The organism is Streptomyces sp. NBC_00078 (assembly GCF_026343335.1).
Lineage (GTDB): Bacteria > Actinomycetota > Actinomycetes > Streptomycetales > Streptomycetaceae > Streptomyces.
The window spans coordinates 4,635,074-4,651,644 of sequence record NZ_JAPELX010000001.1 but is presented as its reverse complement, the minus strand read 5'-3'; the positions used below and the strand labels follow the sequence as shown (position 1 = coordinate 4,651,644).

Sequence of the window (16,571 nt, the reverse complement as noted above, 5' to 3'; positions counted from 1 at the left end):
GTCAGTCATGGCGCGAGGCGATCTCATCGACGAGCAGTGGGCCCTGATCGGTGCGACACGAAGTCGCGCATTTCGAGTGAACTCGCAGATCGGAGGCCGGTTATAGACCGGATGCGTAGTTCCTGATCAGTGTTCGAGATCAGTCCCCGCCCTGGCGTGCGTTCACAGGTCCCGCTTGTGAGGGTGCGAAGCCCAGGGAAGAAGCCCAAGGGCCCCCGCTCCGTCCGGGGGAGCAACCGGGCGAGGGGAAGGCCGGACGGGCGAACGCAAGTGAACCCCCGATGATGCCTCGTCAGCCCAAGCCTTGGGTGACGGGACGAGGACCAGGGTGCAAGGGCCTGGCCGCTGGAAGAGGCGGCAAGCGGCGGCCGGGGACGATCAACCGGTCGTGGGAACACCGCTGGCCCCGGGGTGTAGGGGGCGCCCACCCCGGCCGTGTCTCGTGTGCGCGGAACGTGGAAACCCCGTCGGGGTCCGGGCCGTTGGGCTCGGTAGGCCGATCGTAAGAGGGGCGGAACTCCTCGGCGGGACAGGAAGCCCAAGAAGCAGATGCCGGCGGCCGAAAGGCGCGGGACTCGGGACGTGTGGTTGCCTCTCCAGGCGGCTGTCTCGGGGAACCGGCCGGATGCCGGTCCTGGCGGCCGGGTCCCGAAAGGGGAGCTGACGTGGGCTGGTGAGCCTTTGACGACCGAGGCCCGGGGCCTCCCGAACCGAGGGGCAAGTTGGACACCGCGGTGAACGGACCCAAGGACGTTGCCGAATGGGACGACGTCGCATGGCGTCACCACGAGGACAACGTAGTGAGGCTGAGGCAGAGGATCTTCAAGGCGACGCGGGAAGAGGACTGGGCCCTGGTCCGGTCCTTGCAGAAACTGATGCTGAGATCATGGTCGAACACGCTGATCAGCGTGCGGCAGGTGACTCAGCGCAACGCTGGACGTCGGACGGCCGGGATCGACGGGGAGACCGCCCTGTCACCCGAGGCCAGGATGGACGTGGCTGTGCGCGTGCACCACACGCGCTCGTCCTGGAATCCACTGCCGGTCCGACGCGTGTACATTCCAAAGGCCAATGGAAAACAACGGCCGCTCGGTATCCCCGTGATTATGGACCGATGCCATCAGGCGCGCGTCCGTAACGCACTGGAACCCGAGTGGGAGGCGCGCTTCGAGCCGAAATCCTATGGGTTCCGGCCGGGCCGCAGCTGTGCGGACGCCATCGGCGCTCTCTACTCCACGCTGAAAGGCTCCCGGGCCAGGAGGCTGTGGATTCTGGATGCCGACTTGTCCGCCGCGTTCGACAGAATCGACCACGAACAACTGCTCAGAGCGATCGGGTCCTTCCCGGCCAGGGAAATGATCCGGGGATGGCTGAAAGCGGGAGTGGTGGAGGACGGCCTGCACGCACCGACCGAAGAGGGATCACCTCAAGGCGGTGTAATCAGCCCGCTGTTGATGAACGTTGCTCTCCATGGCCTGGAGGAAGCTGCCGGAGTCCTCTATCTCGCATCCGGACGTACTTCCGGAGAAACGACACGAGGAGCTCCGGTGCTGGTGCGATACGCCGACGATATGGTCGCCTGCTGTCACTCTCGGCAGCAGGCAGAGCAGGTCAAGGTACGGCTTGCAGCGTGGCTGGCCCCCAGAGGGCTGACCTTCAACGAGGAGAAGACGCGCATTGTGCATCTCTCCGAAGGTTTCGACTTCCTGGGATTCACTCTCCGCCAGTTCCACGGGTCCAAGCTGATCATCAAACCAAGCAAGAAGGCGATCAAGCGGATACGGAAAAGGCTCACGGACGAGATGCGAAACCTTCGCGGATCGAATGTGGTGGCGGTCATCGCCAAACTCAACCCGATCATTCGGGGCTGGGCGGCCTACTACCGTGGGGCGGTGTCCAGCCGGGTCTTCTCGGATCTGGACTCTCATGTGTGGCGGCTCACATACAAGTGGGCCAAGCACTCCCACCCCAACAAGCCGAAGAAGTGGATTGTGCGCCGCTACTACGGCAAGTTCAATAAGTACAGGAACGACTACTGGGTGTTCGGCGATCGCGGCTGCACCAGCGAAAGCGGCGGCACCTTTCACGTGGTCAAATTCTCCTGGACGAATATCGTCCGGCACCAGCTGGTCACGGGCGGGGCGTCACCCGACGACCCCGGCCTGCAGGACTACTGGGCCAAAAGGCGGAGGAAGGTCAAACCCCCGCTGGACAACTACAACCTGAACCTGCTCGCCAAGCAGGAAGGGCGCTGTCCACTCTGCGGGGACTACATCCTCACTGCCAACCAGCCACCGCAATCCCCGCACGAATGGGAACGCTGGTGGTTGAACACCGTCCGCAGAGCGGTAGCCGCCAACTACCTCACTCATCACGGGCGGAGCGGCACGCCGGACGGACCGCAGACTCGCCTGGTACACGCCTCTTGCCATCGTGGTCTCCGAGCCAGAACACGCAGGAGACTCGCAGTCTCTGCATCACCGTGAAGCCCTCGGGGCTTGCTTGAGCCGTGGTGCCTGGAAAACGGGCATGCCCGGTTCTGAGGGGGCGGGGACGCAGCAATGCGTCCCCGCTACCCGACAGCCCCATCTCCCGATCGCCGCGGTCGGGCCCATTCCTGACCTGCGGAAACACTTCAACGCGGTGATGTGGCGCTTCCGCACCGGCAGTCCCTGGCGCGACCTGCCGAGCGAGTTCGGGCCCTGGCAGAGCACCTACGACCGCTTCCGCATCTGGGTGGGGCAGGGCGCCTTCCAGCATCTGATGGAGGCGGTGATCGCCGAGGCAGCCGCCCGAGGTGAGACCGACATGGGCCTGGTCAGCGTGGACTCCGCGACGTCCCGGGCCCACCACCACGCCGCCGGGATGATCCTCGATGCGGAGCAGTTGGCGGCCATGGAGGCGGCCGTCGAGTCCGAAAAGGGGGCGCATCTAAGGAACAAGAACCGCGAGAGGGACAATCCGACGCCGACGGCCGCGCTGAACGGCGCCGGACCCGCCGACGGCACCGCGCCCGCTTGAAGGCTGCTGAACTGGGGCGTTCCCGGGGCGGGTTGACCAGCAAGATTCACCTGGCGGCCGACCGGCGCTGCCGCCCGCTGGCGTTCGTCCTCACGCCCGGACAGGCCGGCGACAGTCCTCAGTTCGTCCCGGTCCTGGAGCGGATCAAGGTGCGCGGGCCGGTCGGACGCCCGAAGACCCGGCCGGACGCGGTGGCCGCAGACAAGGCTTACTCCTCCCGCCGCAACCGCCGCTACCTGCGAAGACGAGGGATCCGCGGGGTGATCCCGGAGAAGGTGGACCAGGCCGCCAACCGCAAGAAGCGCGGCTCGCGCGGCGGCCGCCCCGTCAGCCACGACGCGGACTTGTACACCGAACGCAACACCGTGGAGCGGTGCATCAACCGCCTGCGGAACTGGCGCGGCATAGCGACCCGCTTCGACAAGACCCCGCAGAGCTACGAGGCCGGGCTCCACCTGTGCGGTGCGATGCTCTGGCTCCGCAGCATCGCACCGCATTCATGATCAAACTCCAGACAGGACCTAGTACTACAGCCGGTGGTTCACGTGACGTGACGGTGGTTGGCTCGTTGCTCCGTTCGTGGGATTGAGACTGCCGCTGGGCGTGGTGCGGACGGACGAGCTGACCGAGGGCCAAGTGCGGGAGCTTGAGGGGGAGTTGGAGGCATTGTGCGCTTCGGTGGACGATGTGTTTGCGCGTCCGGCTTCCCGGGAGAATCTGCGGGCGATGGTGCGCGGGCTGCTGAGCGAGGTGCCGCGCAAGAACCTGTGGCAGCTCGCGGAGGCTGCCGGCCACCCCAGCCCGGACCGGTTGCAGGGCTTCCTGGCCAAGGCCGCATGGGATGCGGACGAACTGCGCGACCGGGTCCGCGCCCACGCGGTCGCCGCCCTGGCCGCCGACGACGCGGTGCTGATCGCGGACGAGACCGGCGACATCAAGAAGGGCACCAAGACCGCCGGTGTCCAGCGTCAATACACCGGAACTGCGGGCAGAATCGAGAACGCCCAGGTCAGCGTGCACCTGTCCTACGGATCTCGCCGGGGTCGCACTCTGATCGACGCCGAGCTCTACCTCGGCAAGCACTGGGCCGGCGCCACCGCGGAGCACGAACGCCGCTGCGCCGAGCAGGGCGTCCCGCCCGAACGCGCGAGCGCGGTGGCCACCAAGCCGGAGCTGGCCCGGCGGATGCTGGAGCGGGCACTGGCCGCCTCGGTGCCGTTCACCTACTTCCTGGCCGACGAGGCCTACGGGCAGTGCCGTGCACTGCGCGCCTGGCTGGAGGAACACCAGGTCCGCTACGTGCTCGCCATCCCGAAGGACGAGGTGCTGCCCCTGCCCGACGGCCGCACCCGGCAGGCCCGCGAGCTGTGGGCGCTGGTACCCGAGGATGCCTTCGAGCGCCGCTCGTGCGCGGACGGCGCCAAGGGCCCTCGCGAGTACGACTGGGCCGCCGTCCAACTCGCCTCCGTTTCCACCGGGCTGGAGCGTCACCTGCTGATCCGCCGCTCGACCGTGCCCAACAAGAAGGACAGGAAGACCGGCGCACTCGTCCGGGAGATCGCCTACTTCCTGTGCCACACCCACCCCGGCGCCACCGTGGCCGAGCTGGTGGTCGCCGCCGGACAACGCTGGATGGTGGAGGAGTCGTTCCAGGTCGCGAAGGGACAGGTGGGCCTGGACGAACACGAGGTCCGCAAATGGTGCTCGTGGTACCGGCACACCACCGTGTGCATGCTCGCCATGGCTTTCCTGGTCACCGTCCGGAGCCGGCTCATACCCGCCCCACCGACGACACCCGACCCCCGACCGTGAACGAGATCCGCCGCCTGTACGACCGGATCGTCCTCGCCCCCGCACGCACCGCCCGGACCTGGCTCGCCATGCACTGGCACCGCTGGCGCACCCGCCACCAGACCCGAGCCCGAACCAGCCACTACCGCACCCGAGCCGCACGCGCACACTCACCGTGAAACCACCGGCTGTAGTACTAGCCTGGTTACTCCCCTTGGATCTTCCTCGGGCGTAGTCACGATTTCACAATCAAGGATTCACCTGTTTCGAACCTGGAAGAGCTTGCCGGAAAAGTACTACGAGACCTATCCGTGGGGTTCGACAAGAAACCCGTCATTACATATTTGAATCCAAACGAGGAAGGTTTTGCGAAAATCTTCCTCCGGGACGATTCGGGAATGACGGTGTGCTTCAGCGTAGACCCTCTCGCGCCCGAGGTGGAAATCCTCTACGAAATGGCCTTTCGAATCCCAACCGCCTACGTCGAGTTTTATTCCGTTGGGCTTCCTGTAGTGCCTGGGACAGAGCGGCCTGCCGAACCGATAATTATCCATGACTCGGTTGTCTGGGAAGATCCCAGCGGACAGGGGTCGTGGTCGTGCACGGTTGGCAAATACGGGTTGGACCTTGGGCACGGGAGCGCGTAACCACCTGTCCCAACTGCTCACACTTCATGATGGCCCGTCACTGCAAGCGACGGGCCATCATGAACTTGGCTTCAGCTGCCACCCTGGCGTGTAACCGGCCAGAAGCGCGGGCCGCTCGCGAGTGAGCCCTTACGAGCTCGTTAGCGAGCCTAAACCGCTGGTTACCAGTACGTTAGCGGTTAGCGAGGCACCTGGGCAGACCCTGGAATGAGGCCGTTGGGTGCCTCTGGGCGGCGCATCGTCGGGTCGCTGTCGGGCCGGGCGCGACCCTCCCCCTTGGAAGGCCGTCCTGTGGGCTTCCAAGGGGGCGCGGCGCCTCATTCCGGGCATCACAGGAGCCAACGCCCACCAGCGGCGACGTCGAAGCCCGCCGAGCGGTAAGCGGAAGGCGACTCAGTCCAGTCGCTTCCCCATACGCGCCGAAAACTTCTCTGTGTCCTTCGTGTGCCACCACTCGAATAGGTGGGTGCGCACAAGGAACCCGAGGTAATTCAGGGTGTCCTCGGTGAGGTCTCCGCTCACCAGGCTCGCCTCATGACCCTGGTAGTCAAGTGAGACTTCCCAGAGCTGTCCTGATACGCTGACATGAATTTTCAGAAGCAATTTCGGGAAGACGGACGGCACCTTTACCTCAAGGACTTCAAGGGAGGTTCCTCCTCCCTCGCTCTGCAGTCCTGAAAGTTTTTGGGTGAGTGCTTCTCTCACTTGCTCCGAGGCGGCCATATAGGTCCTCTCAGCACCTCGCTGAAGCTGCGGCTACCGTTGATGTTGTGTACTCTACTGTGGCCGTAATGATTCCCTGCGGTGTTAGACCGCCCGGCCTCCCTCCAAGGGGGCCCTTGTTGACAACGACCTTGAAGTTCTTCGTCGGCGGCTTCGATGAGCAGCCGGCGCCTACCTTGTACCGGTAGTACACCCCGGGTGTCCTCTCGTAGCCGCTGAAGAGTGTGTCGCTTATCTTGTTGCTGAAGCTGGTGCTCCAGCGCCCGCGCTCAACTATGTGGTTGTAGCCCCAATTTTTCGTTCCGCAGCGCAGGGGCATTTTGCTCGGGCCGATCCAGTAGGTGTAGGCGACCATTGAGTAGTGCTGCCTCTGACAGGGGCCTGATGCGCTCGCTACGGCTGCCGCGTCATTGGTCGAAGCGTGTGCTGTGGCGGCTGCGGGCGCCTCGTCGGACGCGTTCGCAGGTGTAGATGCGGTGAGCAGGACAGCTGCTCCTGCTGCCGCGATGAACGTCGCGGTGGATTTGCGGAAATGCGTGGCGCGCACGTTTTATCTTTTCGGTGCAGATACTTCTGCGTGTCTCCTGTGGGCTTACTCATGCTCTCTTTCCGAGATTTACAGTTGCAAGGAGATTCTGAGTGATCATCTTCACGCTTTGGAGTGGAACCGATACGTCGAGCTATTCATCTAGTACGGGATGCTCGGTGCGTTTAAGGACAGGGTGGGCGGCCGTGCGTACCGCGATCCTGCCCCCTCCTGAAGGGCGGATCTTGCTAGTCGAACGATGCGGACGCTCGCCGCGAGCCGGGAGAGCCGAACAGACCGAACCGCTCTGTGATGCTTTGGCTAATCTTCATCGAGCAGACCCACACCCAACACGTGATCTGTGCGCCGCTCAGAAGTTGGCTTCTAGTGGTACATCTGCCAAAGCGTTGACTCCAGCGGTTCAGTCGCCATTCATCACGAGTGCGTTCGGTGAGGACCTCTAGCGTGGTCCCGACCAGGATGATCAGGAAGAGCACGCGCAGCGGCGTGATGACGAAGATGTTGGTGAGCCGGGCGGCGTCGCTGACCGGGGTGATGTCGCCGTATCCGGTGGTGGAGAGGGTGACGGTCGCGTAGTAGAAGGCGTCCAGCAGGTCGACCGCTCCGTCGGAGTTGTCGTTGTAGCCGTCGTGGTCGACGTAGACGATGAACGCGGTCGCGACCAGCACCAGCAGCGCGAGCAGTACGCGTTTGGTCACCTGGCGGATCGGGCGATCCACCACTTTTTTCGGGAGTTCCACCCGATGGGTCACGAGATGTTCGTCCGCCTGGCGGGCGATCGCGTCATGGCCCGGAAGTTTCACGTGAAACACACCCCGATTCCGGCGGACGCCCAGGGCAGGTCGAGGAGCTCGAGCTCCTGACCGGGGCGGGCGCCGCCCGGTGGTACGACGGCGAGGGCGTCGGCCGCCGCGATGCCCCGCAGCATGGCCGGGCCGTTGTAGTGCAGCGGCACGGCACTGTCGCCGCGCAGCACCACGGGGATGAGCCGGGTGTCGTACGGATGCCCGTGTACCGCGTCCTGGAGCGGCAGGGTGTACGGCTCCGGGGCGGGGCGTGCGGCAAGGGTGCGCAGCAGGGGTTCGGCGAGGGTGAGCAGGCCGGAAACGGCGGCGAGGGGGTTGCCGGGCAGGCCGACCAGGTGCTGGTTCTCCTTGGTGCGGGCCAGCAGCATGGGGTGGCCGGGGCGTACCTTGACGCCGTCCACGAGGAGTTCGGCGCCGATGCGGCGCAGCGTGGGGTGGACGTGGTCGACGGGGCCGGAGGCGGTGCCGCCGGTGGTGACGATCAGGTCGGCGTCCGAGCCGGTGACGGCCTTGCGCAGGGCCTTCGCGTCGTCGCCGAGCCTTCGCACGGAGGTGACCTCGGCGCCCAGCGCCCGCAGCCAGGGCGGCAGCATCGGACCGAGGGCGTCCCTGATGAGCCCGTCGTGCGGCCGGCCCTCGGTGAGCAACTCGTCGCCCAGGACGAACACATGGACGCGGGGGCGGGGGACGGCGGTGAGGGTGTCGTAGCCGGCGGCCGCGGCGAGGCCGAGTACGGCCGGGGTCACCAGGGCGCCTACGGGCAGGAGTTGGTCGCCGCAGCGGCACTCCTGGCCGCGGGGGCGAATGTCCTGCCCGTGCTGAATATCTCGGGCGGCGTGCAGACGCCCCTTTTCATCCGTGCGGCCGTGCTCGGTGCGGAGCACGGCGGTCGTGTCCTGGGGGATGCGGGCACCCGTGGCGATGCGGACGGCCTCGCCGTCGGTGAGGGCCTCCGGCTCGGCGTGCCCGGCCAGGATGCCCTCGTCCCGTACCTCCCAGGGGCCGGGGCCCGCGACCGCCCAGCCGTCCATCGCCGAGGTGTCGAAGGAGGGCAGGTCGGTCAGCGCCGTGAGCGGGGCGGCGAGGGTGAGGCCGAGGGAGGCGCCGAGTGGGGCCGAGACCAGGGCACGCCGGGTGCCGGAGCGGCCCGCACGTGCCGCGATCGACCGTGCCTCGGGCCAGCGGGTGGCCTGGTGGTGGGCGTCGGAAGTGTGCGGCGCGGCGTGGTGCGCGCCGTGCGAGGCGGGCGCGGGGACGCCGTCGCCGGGGGTGCGGCCGTCGGGGGCGTTCACCAGGGCGAGCACCTCCTCGACGTCGAGGTCCTCGGCGTCCTCGCCGGTCGGGGCGGAGCGGGCGGTCATCCGGCGTCCGGGCGGGTACCGGGGCCGGCGCCGGGCCCGGCGCCGTCCGCCTTGTCGGCCGCATCGGCCTCGTCTGCCCAGCGCAGGGCGAGGGCCGCGGCCTTGCGGGCGGCTTCGGTGACGGCTTCGGGGCCTCCTCCGGCCTGCGCAGCCGCGTAGCCGACGAGGAAGGTGGTCAGCGGTGCCGCGGGCCTGGCCACCGAGTGCGCGGCGTCGCGGGCGAGGTCGAGCAGGACGCCGGTGTCGACGTCGAGGTCGATCCCCAGCTCGTCCTTGGCTGTGGAAATCCATTCATCCAACACGTGCCCATGCTCCCTGATACGTGCCCTGGCGGCGGCGATGTCGTCCCAGGTGTCGCAGTCGAAGGACGCGACGGGGTCCGGGACACGGGTGAGGTCGAGGGCGGCGGTCAGCCGGCGCAGCGGCAGTCCGGTGAGTTTTCCGTGCTCGGTGGTGAGCGCGGTCAGTCCGCGACGCAGCGCCTGCGTGCGGTAGGCGGCCACGAGGGGCTGGTCGCGGCCATCGGCGTCGGTGAGCAGGACGCCGTCGGTGTGGCTCGCGCCGAGTGCGGTCAGCAGCCGCCGTACCGTGGCCGCCCCGAGGAAGGGCAGGTCGGCGGAGAGGACGACGAGTCGCTCGGCCGTTGTGTGGTGCAGCCCGGCGCCGAGCGCCGCAAGGGGTCCCCCGCCGGGCGGGTCCTCGCGGGCCCACAGCACGGGCCGGGCGGTGGGCCGTGCCTCGCCGACGACCACGGTCCTGCGGGCGTCGGCGCAGGCGGTCAGCACCCGGTCGAGCAGCGCCCGGCCGCCCACGCGCACACCGGGCTTGTCGGCGCCGCCGAGCCGCCGCGCGGCGCCCCCGGCGAGCACAAGGGCGTCGTACGCCGGAGGGGCGCCACGGTCGCCGGAAGGCTCGTACGAGGTCATTCTCCGAGTATGCGTGCCGTGGCGATCACGGGGAATGTGCGGGTGCCTCCGGGGCACGGCGTCCCCAGGCCACGACGTCCTCGGGCCACCGGGCCACCGAGCCACCGAGCCACCGAGCCACCGAGCCACCGAGCCACCGAGCCACCGAGCCACCGAGCCACCGAGCCACCGGGGATTGTGCGGGTGCCCCGGGGGCATGGGGTCCCGGGGACACGGATCACAGGGTCCCGGGTCACGCAGTCACGCAGTCACGCAGTCACGCAGTCACGCAGTCACGCAGTCACGCAGTCACGCAGTCACGCAGTCACGCAGTCACGCAGTCACAGGATGCACGGTCACGCGGTCACAAGTTCGTACGCTCGCAGAGTGCGGCCGCTCACAGGGTGCGCAGTAGGACCGCCGGCTGTTCGACGCAGTCCGCCACGTACCGCAGGAAGCCGCCCGCCGTGCCGCCGTCGCACACCCGGTGGTCGAAGGTGAGCGAGAGCTGGACGACCTGCCGCACGGCGAGCTCGCCCTCGTGCACCCAGGGCTTGGGGACGATGCGGCCGACGCCGAGCATGGCGGCCTCGGGGTGGTTGATGATCGGCGTGGAGCCGTCGACTCCGAACACTCCGTAGTTGTTCAACGTGAAGGTCCCGCCGGTGAGTTCCCCGGGCGTGAGCCTTCCCGCGTGGGCCGCCCCGGTCAGCCGGGCGAACTCCGCCGTCAGCGCCTCGGCGTCCCGCGCGTGCGCGTCCCGTACGACCGGGACGACAAGACCCCGCTCGGTCTGCGCGGCGAATCCGAGGTGCACGTGGTCGAACTGGACGACCTCCCTCGCCTCCATGTCGACCGTGGAGTTGAGCTCCGGGAAGCGGGCGAGAGCAGCGGTACAGATCCTTGCCAGCAGGGCGATCAGGGAGATCCGGGTGACCCCGGCTGCCGCGTTCATCGCGGTACGCGCGCGCATGAGTTCGGTCGCGTCGGCGTCCACCCAGCAGGTCGCGTCCGGTATCTCGCGGCGGCTGCGGGAAAGCTTGTCGGCGACGGCGCCTCGGACGCCCTTGAGCGGGACGCGGATTCCCGTGCCGTGGGCTGCGATGGGGGCCGGCGCGGGCGTCCCAGGCGCTTCGGGTTCGGCCGGCTGCTCCGCCGTCCGCACCTGGGCCTCGGCGGCACGCAGTGCGTACTCCACGTCCGCCCGCAGGATCAGCCCGTCAGGGCCGGAGCCCGTCATCTCCTTCAGGTCCAGGCCGTTCTGCCGGGCGAGCCTGCGCACCAGCGGCGAGATCACGGGAACGGGGCCGTCCGGCACCACGGGGGCACCGGCATGCCCGTTCGCGTCCGCGCGCGCCGCGGGCTCCGCCTGCCCCGGCCGCACCCTCCGCCGGCGCGCGGGCGCCTCCGACGTGCCGTATCCCACCAGTACGTTGCCCGAGCCCTCCGTCTCACGGCCGGTGGGCGACGCGCCGACGGCCACCGTGATCAGCGGGGCCCCGACGGGCAGTTCCGCGCCCTCCTCGCCGAAGCGGGCGGTGACCACACCGCCGTAGGGGCAGGGCACCTCGACCATCGCCTTGGCCGTCTCGACCTCGACGACCGGCTGGTCGATCGTGACGAGGTCTCCGACCTCGACGAGCCAACGGACGATTTCCGCTTCGGTGAGCCCCTCCCCGAGGTCGGGGAGTCTGAACTCCAGGCTGTGCATGTCAGAAGCGTGTGCCATCAGCTCTCGGCCTCCCATTGCAGGCGCCCCACGGCGTCCAGGATCCGGTCCACGCCGGGCAGGTGGTGGCGCTCCAGCATCGGCGGCGGATAGGGGATGTCGAACCCGGCCACGCGCAGCACCGGCGCCTCCAGGTGGTGGAAGCAGCGCTCGGTGACACGGGCCGCGATCTCCCCGCCCGGGCCGCCGAACCCGCCCGACTCGTGCACGACGACCGCGCGCCCGGTCCGCCGTACCGAGGCGCCGACCGTCTCGTCGTCGAACGGCACCAGGGAGCGCAGGTCGACGACTTCGAGGTCCCAGCCCTCGGCCTGTGCGGCCTCGGCGGCTTCGAGGCAGACAGGCACCGACGGTCCGTATGTGATGAGCGTGGCGCTCCGGCCCGGGCGCCGCACCACGGCGCGGCCTATCGGTTCAACGTCCGTCGGGTGCTCGGGGTTCCAGGAGTCCTTCGACCAGTACAGGCGCTTGGGTTCGAGGAAGACGACCGGGTCGTCGGAGGCGATGGCGGCGCGCAGCAGGCCGTAGGCGTCGGCGACCGTGGCGGGCATGACCACATGGAGCCCGGGAGTCGCCATGTAGTACGCCTCGGAGGAGTCGCTGTGGTGCTCCACGCCACCGATGCCGCCGCCGTAGGGGACGCGAATGGTGAGGGGGAGCGGCATCGCGCCGCGCGTGCGGTTGCGCATGCGGGCCACGTGCGAGATCAGCTGCTCGAACGCCGGGTACGCGAACGCGTCGAACTGCATCTCGACGACGGGCCGCAGTCCGTACATCGCCATGCCCACGGCCGTCCCGAGGATGCCCGCCTCGGCCAGCGGCGTGTCCGTGCAGCGATCCTCGCCGAACTCCTTGGCCAGCCCGTCGGTGACACGGAAGACACCGCCCAGGGCGCCGACGTCCTCGCCCATGACGTGCACGGTGGGATCGGCGGCCATGGCGTCGCGCAGCGCGCGCGTGAGGGCCTGCGCCATGGTGGCCGGCTTGAGGGCGACGGTGGTCATCAGTGCCCGCCTTCCTGCTCGGCGTGCAGCTCGGCCTGCAACTGGGCCTGCTGCTCACGCAGTTGGCAGGTGGGCTCGGCGTAGACGTGGGCGAACAGGTCCATGGGATCGAGCACCGGGTCCTGGTTCATGCGTTCGCGCAGGTCGGCGGCCATGGTCTCGGCTGCGTCGCGGGCGGCCCGTATGCCGTCCTCGTCGATCAGACCGCGTTCGGTCAGTTCGTGCTCCAGGAGCGCGATCGGGTCGTGCGCCCGCCAGGTCTCGACCTCGGTGTCGCCGCGGTAGCGGGTCGCGTCGTCGGCGTTGGTGTGGGCGTCGATGCGGTACGTGATCGCCTCGATCAGGGTGGGCCCGCCGCCCTCGCGTGCGTGCCGCACGGCGTCGCTGAGTACCTCGTGCACAGCGGCCGCGTCGTTGCCGTCGACCAGGCGGCCGGGCATGCCGTAGCCGACGGCCTTGTGGGCCAGCGACGGGGCCGCGGTCTGCTTGGCCAGCGGGACGGAGATCGCGAAGCCGTTGTTCTGGACCAGGAAGACGACCGGGGCCTGCCAGACGGCGGCGAAGTTCAGCGCCTCGTGGAAGTCGCCCTCGCTGGTGCCGCCGTCGCCGACCATGGCGAGGGCGACCACGTCGTCGCCCTTGAGGCGGGCGGCGTGTGCGAGGCCGACTGCGTGCGGGAGCTGGGTGGCGAGGGGGGTGCACAGGGGGGCCACGCGGTGCTCGCGCGGGTCGTAGCCGGTGTGCCAGTCGCCGCGCAGGAGGGTGAGCGCCTGGACGGGGTCGAGGCCGCGTGCGACGGCGGCGAGCGTGTCGCGGTAGCTCGGGAAGAGCCAGTCGCGCTCCTGAAGGGCCAGCGCGGCGGCGACCTCGCAGGCCTCCTGGCCGGTGGTGGAGGGGTAGACGGCGAGGCGGCCCTGCTTGGTGAGGGCGGTCGCCTGCGCGTTGTACCTGCGGCCGCGTACCAGCTCGGCGTACAGGCGGCGCAGCAGCGCCGGGTCGGCCTTCGCCGCCGCCTCGGTGCCGAGGACGCGGTAGGGCTCTGCGTCGGGCAGCAGCGGCGCGGGATCCGTGCGGGGCTGCCAGGCGGGCGGCGGGGACGGCCTATACCCGCCCCGCTGCTCCATGACCGTCATGACGGCACCTCCTCGTGGGAGCGGCTTCAGGCGCGCCACGGGTGTGATGCGCCTCACCTACCGATTGTTCGGTCGTCGGCGCATTTTGGCTACAGGCACCTTCAGGCTGTGGACAAACGGTTCTCCACAACCTCAAATGAACGCAGTACGTCCATGGTAGGGAGGCGGGGGGACATGGCACCTGAACAAATGGCCGAAGGGGCGGAGGGCGGCGGCCAGCCGCCGATGCCCCGTCCTCTCGACGCCATCGATCTGGACATCCTGCAGATGCTCCAGGCGGACGGCCGCGCGTCGATACGGTCGGTCGCGGAACGGGTGCACGTCTCGCGCGCCAACGCCTATGCGCGTATCAACCGCCTCATCGAGGACGGCGTCATCCGCGGCTTCGGCGCCCGCGTCAACCACGAGCGCGCAGGTCAGGGCACCTCGGCATACATCACCCTGAAGATCGTCCAGAACTCCTGGCGCACGGTGCGCGAGCAGCTCAGACAGCTGCCGGGGGCCTCCCACATCGCTCTCGTGGGCGGCGACTTCGACGTGCTGCTGCTGGTGCACACCTCGGACAACAAGGCGCTGCGCGAGCTGGTGCTCACCAGGCTGCAGGCGATGCCGGAAGTGCTCAGTACGCGCACGCTGCTGGTGTTCGAGGAGGAGGACCTGGAGCCGCAGGGTTGAGCTGCGAGTACCTCTCAGGTCTCCTTGCGGAGACCTCCGAAGACCAACTGCACGACCGCCTCGGCGACTTCGCGCTCGCTCGTGCCCCGCCCGTCCGGCCGGTACCACTCGACGATCGAGTTGATCATCCCGAAGACCAGCCGCGTGGCGAGCCGCACCTCCACGTCCTCGCGCACGTCCCCGTCGGCGGCCGCCGCCTTCAGCAGCTCGGCCACCTGGTGGTCGAAGTCCCGGCGCCGGTCCAGGGCCCACCGCTCGGTGGCCGTGTTGCCGCGCACACGCAGCAGCAGCGTCACATACGGCAGGTCGCCGATCAGCACCTCGACCATGCGCCGGACGACGTACTCGAAGCGCTCGGCGGCGCGCCCCACGCGCGCGTGCTCCTCGTCGAGGATCCCGAAGAGCCCGTCGAGCGCCCGGCTGACGGCCCGGCGCAGCAGCTCCTCCTTGCCGGCCACATGGTGGTAGATCGACGACTTGGAGATGCCGGCCGCCTTGGAGAGGTGCTCCATGGAGGTGCCGTCGTAGCCGCGCTCGTTGAAGACCTGGACGGCGACGGACAGCAGCGTCTCGGGGGTGTACGTGTCGCGCTTGGCGGTGGTCATGACGTGCTGCCCTCCCGCTTGTCGGTGGCGTACGCGTGGCGGTACAGCACGAGGGACGGCGCATAACGCCCTGAGGGGTCGCGCAGGTGCAGGTCGTCGAGAAGGGCGTACGCCCAGTTGCGGCCCAGCTTGCGGCTCCACTCGAAGGGTCCGAGCGGGTAGTTCACGCCCAGGCGCATCGCGGTGTCGATGTCCTCCTTGGTGGCCACGCCCTTGGCGACGGCGTCGTGCGCCAGGTCGACGATCCGGGCGACCGTGCGGGCGACGATCATGCCGGGTACGTCACCGATGACGCTGACGTCCTTGCCGAGCGCCTGGAAGAGGCCGGTGGCCTCCGCGAGCGTCTTCGGCGCAGTGTCCTGGGAGGCGGACAGGGCGATGCGGGTGGCCCTGCGGTAGTCGAGGGCGAGGTCGAAGTAGACGACGTCGCGGAACTCCACGGAGGTCTGGCCGTCGGCGAGCGCCAGCTGGCCGCCACCCGGCAGCACCAGCCGGGTGCCGTGGTCCTCGTCCTCCTCGCGTACGGCGATGCCCGCCTCGCGGATCAGTGTGAGCAGCTCGGACGCGGGGCCGAGGTCGCCCTCGACGACGACGTACGCGGGCGGCTGTGCGGGCTCCGCGGTGTGCGGCTCGGCGCTCTCGGCGTCGTCGCCGTAGTCGTACCAGCCGTGACCGCTCTTGCGGCCGAGCCGGCCCGACTCGACCAGACGCCGCTGGGCGAGCGAGGGCGTGAAGCGCACATCCTGGAAGAAGGACTGCCACACGGAGTGCGTGACCGACTCGTTGACGTCCTGCCCGATGAGGTCGGTCAGCTCGAAGGCGCCCATCCTGAAGCCGCCGGACTCGCGCAGTACCGCGTCGATGGTGGCGGGTTCGGCACCCTGGCCCTCGTAGACCGCGAAGGCCTCGGCGTAGAAGGGCCGGGCGATGCGGTTGACGATGAACCCGGGGGTGTCGGCGCAGGCGACGGGTGTCTTGCCCCACGCGCGTGCCATCTCGTACGCGCGCGTGGCCGACGAGACGTCGGTGGCGAACCCGGAGACGACCTCGACGAGAGGCAGCAGCGGCGCGGGGTTGAAGAAGTGCAGGCCGAGGAAGCGGCCCGGGTTGCGCAGCACGGCGCCGATGGCGGTGACGGACAGGGACGAGGTGTTCGTGGCGAGCAGACAGTCCTCGCCGACGATGCCCTCCAGCTCGCGCAGTAGCTCCTGCTTGGCGTCCAGCCGCTCCAGCACTGCCTCGACGACCAGGGAGCAGTCGGCGAGCTCGGAGAGGCTCTGGGCGGGCAGCAGACGGTCGCGTGCCGCATCCCGGTCGGCGGCCGCCAGCCGGTCCTTCTCGACGAGCCGGTCGAGACGGGCGCCGATGGCCTCGGCGGCTTCCCGGGCGCGCCCGGCAGCGGCGTCGTACAGCCGTACGCGATGGCCTGCGACCAGTGCGACCTGGGCGATGCCCTGGCCCATGGTGCCGGCGCCGACGACGGCCACGGGGCTGCTGAGGTCGAGTGCTGTCATGTGCGCGATCCTCCCGCACGGGGTTTTCCACAGATGCGGCGGACCCCCTTGTCCCGACCGATCGTTCGGTTACTCTAACTCTGACCGGCTGTTCCTGCCCATGTTTCTGC

The 16,571-nt window shown here is 68.8% G+C and carries 13 protein-coding genes and 2 pseudogenes; 5 read left to right on the top strand and 10 right to left on the bottom strand.

The annotated features are described in order from the left end of the window. The first annotated feature begins 722 nt into the window (after positions 1-722). The 4 genes and pseudogenes from ltrA to OOK07_RS21815 all read left to right on the top strand — a co-directional run bounded on the left by ltrA (position 723) and on the right by OOK07_RS21815 (position 4,991). Entirely contained in the window at positions 723-2,486 is a 1,764-nt protein-coding gene (gene ltrA / locus OOK07_RS21830; protein WP_266794682.1) for a group II intron reverse transcriptase/maturase, read from the top strand. Positions 2,487-2,529: 43 nt separating this feature from the next. Beyond that, positions 2,530-3,524, top strand: a pseudogene (locus OOK07_RS21825) (IS5 family transposase). 76 nt (positions 3,525-3,600) lie between these two features. Further along, positions 3,601-4,833, top strand: coding sequence for an IS701 family transposase (locus OOK07_RS21820; RefSeq protein WP_266796902.1), 1,233 nt, complete (start codon positions 3,601-3,603; stop codon positions 4,831-4,833). Next, entirely contained in the window at positions 4,830-4,991 is a 162-nt protein-coding gene (locus OOK07_RS21815; RefSeq protein ID WP_266796903.1) for a hypothetical protein, read from the top strand. Before OOK07_RS21820 ends, OOK07_RS21815 begins: the two co-directional genes overlap by 4 nt. A gap of 861 nt (positions 4,992-5,852) precedes the next feature. On the opposite strand, the gene OOK07_RS21810 is transcribed toward OOK07_RS21815, so the two are convergent. The 8 genes and pseudogenes from OOK07_RS21810 to pdhA form a co-directional block, all read right to left on the bottom strand. After that, a complete protein-coding gene (locus OOK07_RS21810; protein WP_266798049.1) occupies positions 5,853-6,182 on the bottom strand; it encodes a hypothetical protein in 330 nt (109 codons plus the stop codon). A gap of 10 nt (positions 6,183-6,192) precedes the next feature. Further along, a complete protein-coding gene (locus OOK07_RS21805; RefSeq protein ID WP_266798047.1) occupies positions 6,193-6,537 on the bottom strand; it encodes a hypothetical protein in 345 nt (114 codons plus the stop codon). 584 nt (positions 6,538-7,121) lie between these two features. Further along, a pseudogene (locus OOK07_RS21800) lies at positions 7,122-7,532 on the bottom strand (ion channel); the annotation flags it as partial. Beyond that, a complete protein-coding gene (locus OOK07_RS21795; protein ID WP_266798045.1) occupies positions 7,529-8,896 on the bottom strand; it encodes a molybdopterin molybdotransferase MoeA in 1,368 nt (455 codons plus the stop codon). The gene OOK07_RS21795 and the pseudogene OOK07_RS21800, both read right to left, overlap by 4 nt. Further along, positions 8,893-9,822 (bottom strand): NTP transferase domain-containing protein, encoded by a 930-nt coding sequence (mobA, locus tag OOK07_RS21790; RefSeq protein WP_266798043.1) that lies wholly within the window; start codon positions 9,820-9,822, stop codon positions 8,893-8,895. Before mobA ends, OOK07_RS21795 begins: the two co-directional genes overlap by 4 nt. Before the next feature lie 376 nt (positions 9,823-10,198). Next, positions 10,199-11,530: a dihydrolipoamide acetyltransferase family protein gene (locus tag OOK07_RS21785; RefSeq protein ID WP_266682462.1), complete on the bottom strand. Its 1,332-nt coding sequence runs from the start codon at positions 11,528-11,530 to the stop codon at positions 10,199-10,201. Further along, a complete protein-coding gene (locus tag OOK07_RS21780; protein WP_266682461.1) occupies positions 11,530-12,534 on the bottom strand; it encodes an alpha-ketoacid dehydrogenase subunit beta in 1,005 nt (334 codons plus the stop codon). Before OOK07_RS21780 ends, OOK07_RS21785 begins: the two co-directional genes overlap by 1 nt. Continuing rightward, a complete protein-coding gene (pdhA, locus tag OOK07_RS21775; RefSeq protein ID WP_266682460.1) occupies positions 12,534-13,667 on the bottom strand; it encodes a pyruvate dehydrogenase (acetyl-transferring) E1 component subunit alpha in 1,134 nt (377 codons plus the stop codon). Before pdhA ends, OOK07_RS21780 begins: the two co-directional genes overlap by 1 nt. A gap of 174 nt (positions 13,668-13,841) precedes the next feature. Here pdhA and OOK07_RS21770 point away from each other — a divergent pair, with 174 nt between their 5' ends. Next, complete coding sequence (locus OOK07_RS21770) at positions 13,842-14,342, top strand: Lrp/AsnC family transcriptional regulator (RefSeq protein ID WP_266682459.1); 501 nt, start codon at positions 13,842-13,844, stop codon at positions 14,340-14,342. A gap of 14 nt (positions 14,343-14,356) precedes the next feature. Here the strand turns inward: OOK07_RS21770 and OOK07_RS21765 are convergent, their stop codons facing one another. Both OOK07_RS21765 and OOK07_RS21760 read right to left on the bottom strand, forming a co-directional pair. Beyond that, positions 14,357-14,947, bottom strand: a complete 591-nt coding sequence (locus OOK07_RS21765) for a TetR/AcrR family transcriptional regulator (RefSeq protein ID WP_266682458.1) — start codon at positions 14,945-14,947, stop codon at positions 14,357-14,359. Further along, a complete protein-coding gene (locus OOK07_RS21760; protein WP_266798040.1) occupies positions 14,944-16,461 on the bottom strand; it encodes a 3-hydroxyacyl-CoA dehydrogenase in 1,518 nt (505 codons plus the stop codon). The genes OOK07_RS21765 and OOK07_RS21760 overlap by 4 nt, the downstream gene beginning before the upstream one ends. Positions 16,462-16,571 lie beyond the last annotated feature (110 nt).

Coding starts and splice junctions, on each gene's coding strand:
- OOK07_RS21810 (WP_266798049.1), bottom strand. CDS start 6,182: ATGGCCGCCTCGGAGCAAGTGAGAGAAGCACTCACCCAAAAACTTTCA.
- OOK07_RS21805 (WP_266798047.1), bottom strand. CDS start 6,537: ATGGTCGCCTACACCTACTGGATCGGCCCGAGCAAAATGCCCCTGCGC.
- OOK07_RS21795 (WP_266798045.1), bottom strand. CDS start 8,896: ATGACCGCCCGCTCCGCCCCGACCGGCGAGGACGCCGAGGACCTCGAC.
- mobA (WP_266798043.1), bottom strand. CDS start 9,822: ATGACCTCGTACGAGCCTTCCGGCGACCGTGGCGCCCCTCCGGCGTAC.
- OOK07_RS21785 (WP_266682462.1), bottom strand. CDS start 11,530: ATGGCACACGCTTCTGACATGCACAGCCTGGAGTTCAGACTCCCCGAC.
- OOK07_RS21780 (WP_266682461.1), bottom strand. CDS start 12,534: ATGACCACCGTCGCCCTCAAGCCGGCCACCATGGCGCAGGCCCTCACG.
- pdhA (WP_266682460.1), bottom strand. CDS start 13,667: ATGACGGTCATGGAGCAGCGGGGCGGGTATAGGCCGTCCCCGCCGCCC.
- OOK07_RS21770 (WP_266682459.1), top strand. CDS start 13,842: ATGGCACCTGAACAAATGGCCGAAGGGGCGGAGGGCGGCGGCCAGCCG.
- OOK07_RS21765 (WP_266682458.1), bottom strand. CDS start 14,947: ATGACCACCGCCAAGCGCGACACGTACACCCCCGAGACGCTGCTGTCC.
- OOK07_RS21760 (WP_266798040.1), bottom strand. CDS start 16,461: ATGACAGCACTCGACCTCAGCAGCCCCGTGGCCGTCGTCGGCGCCGGC.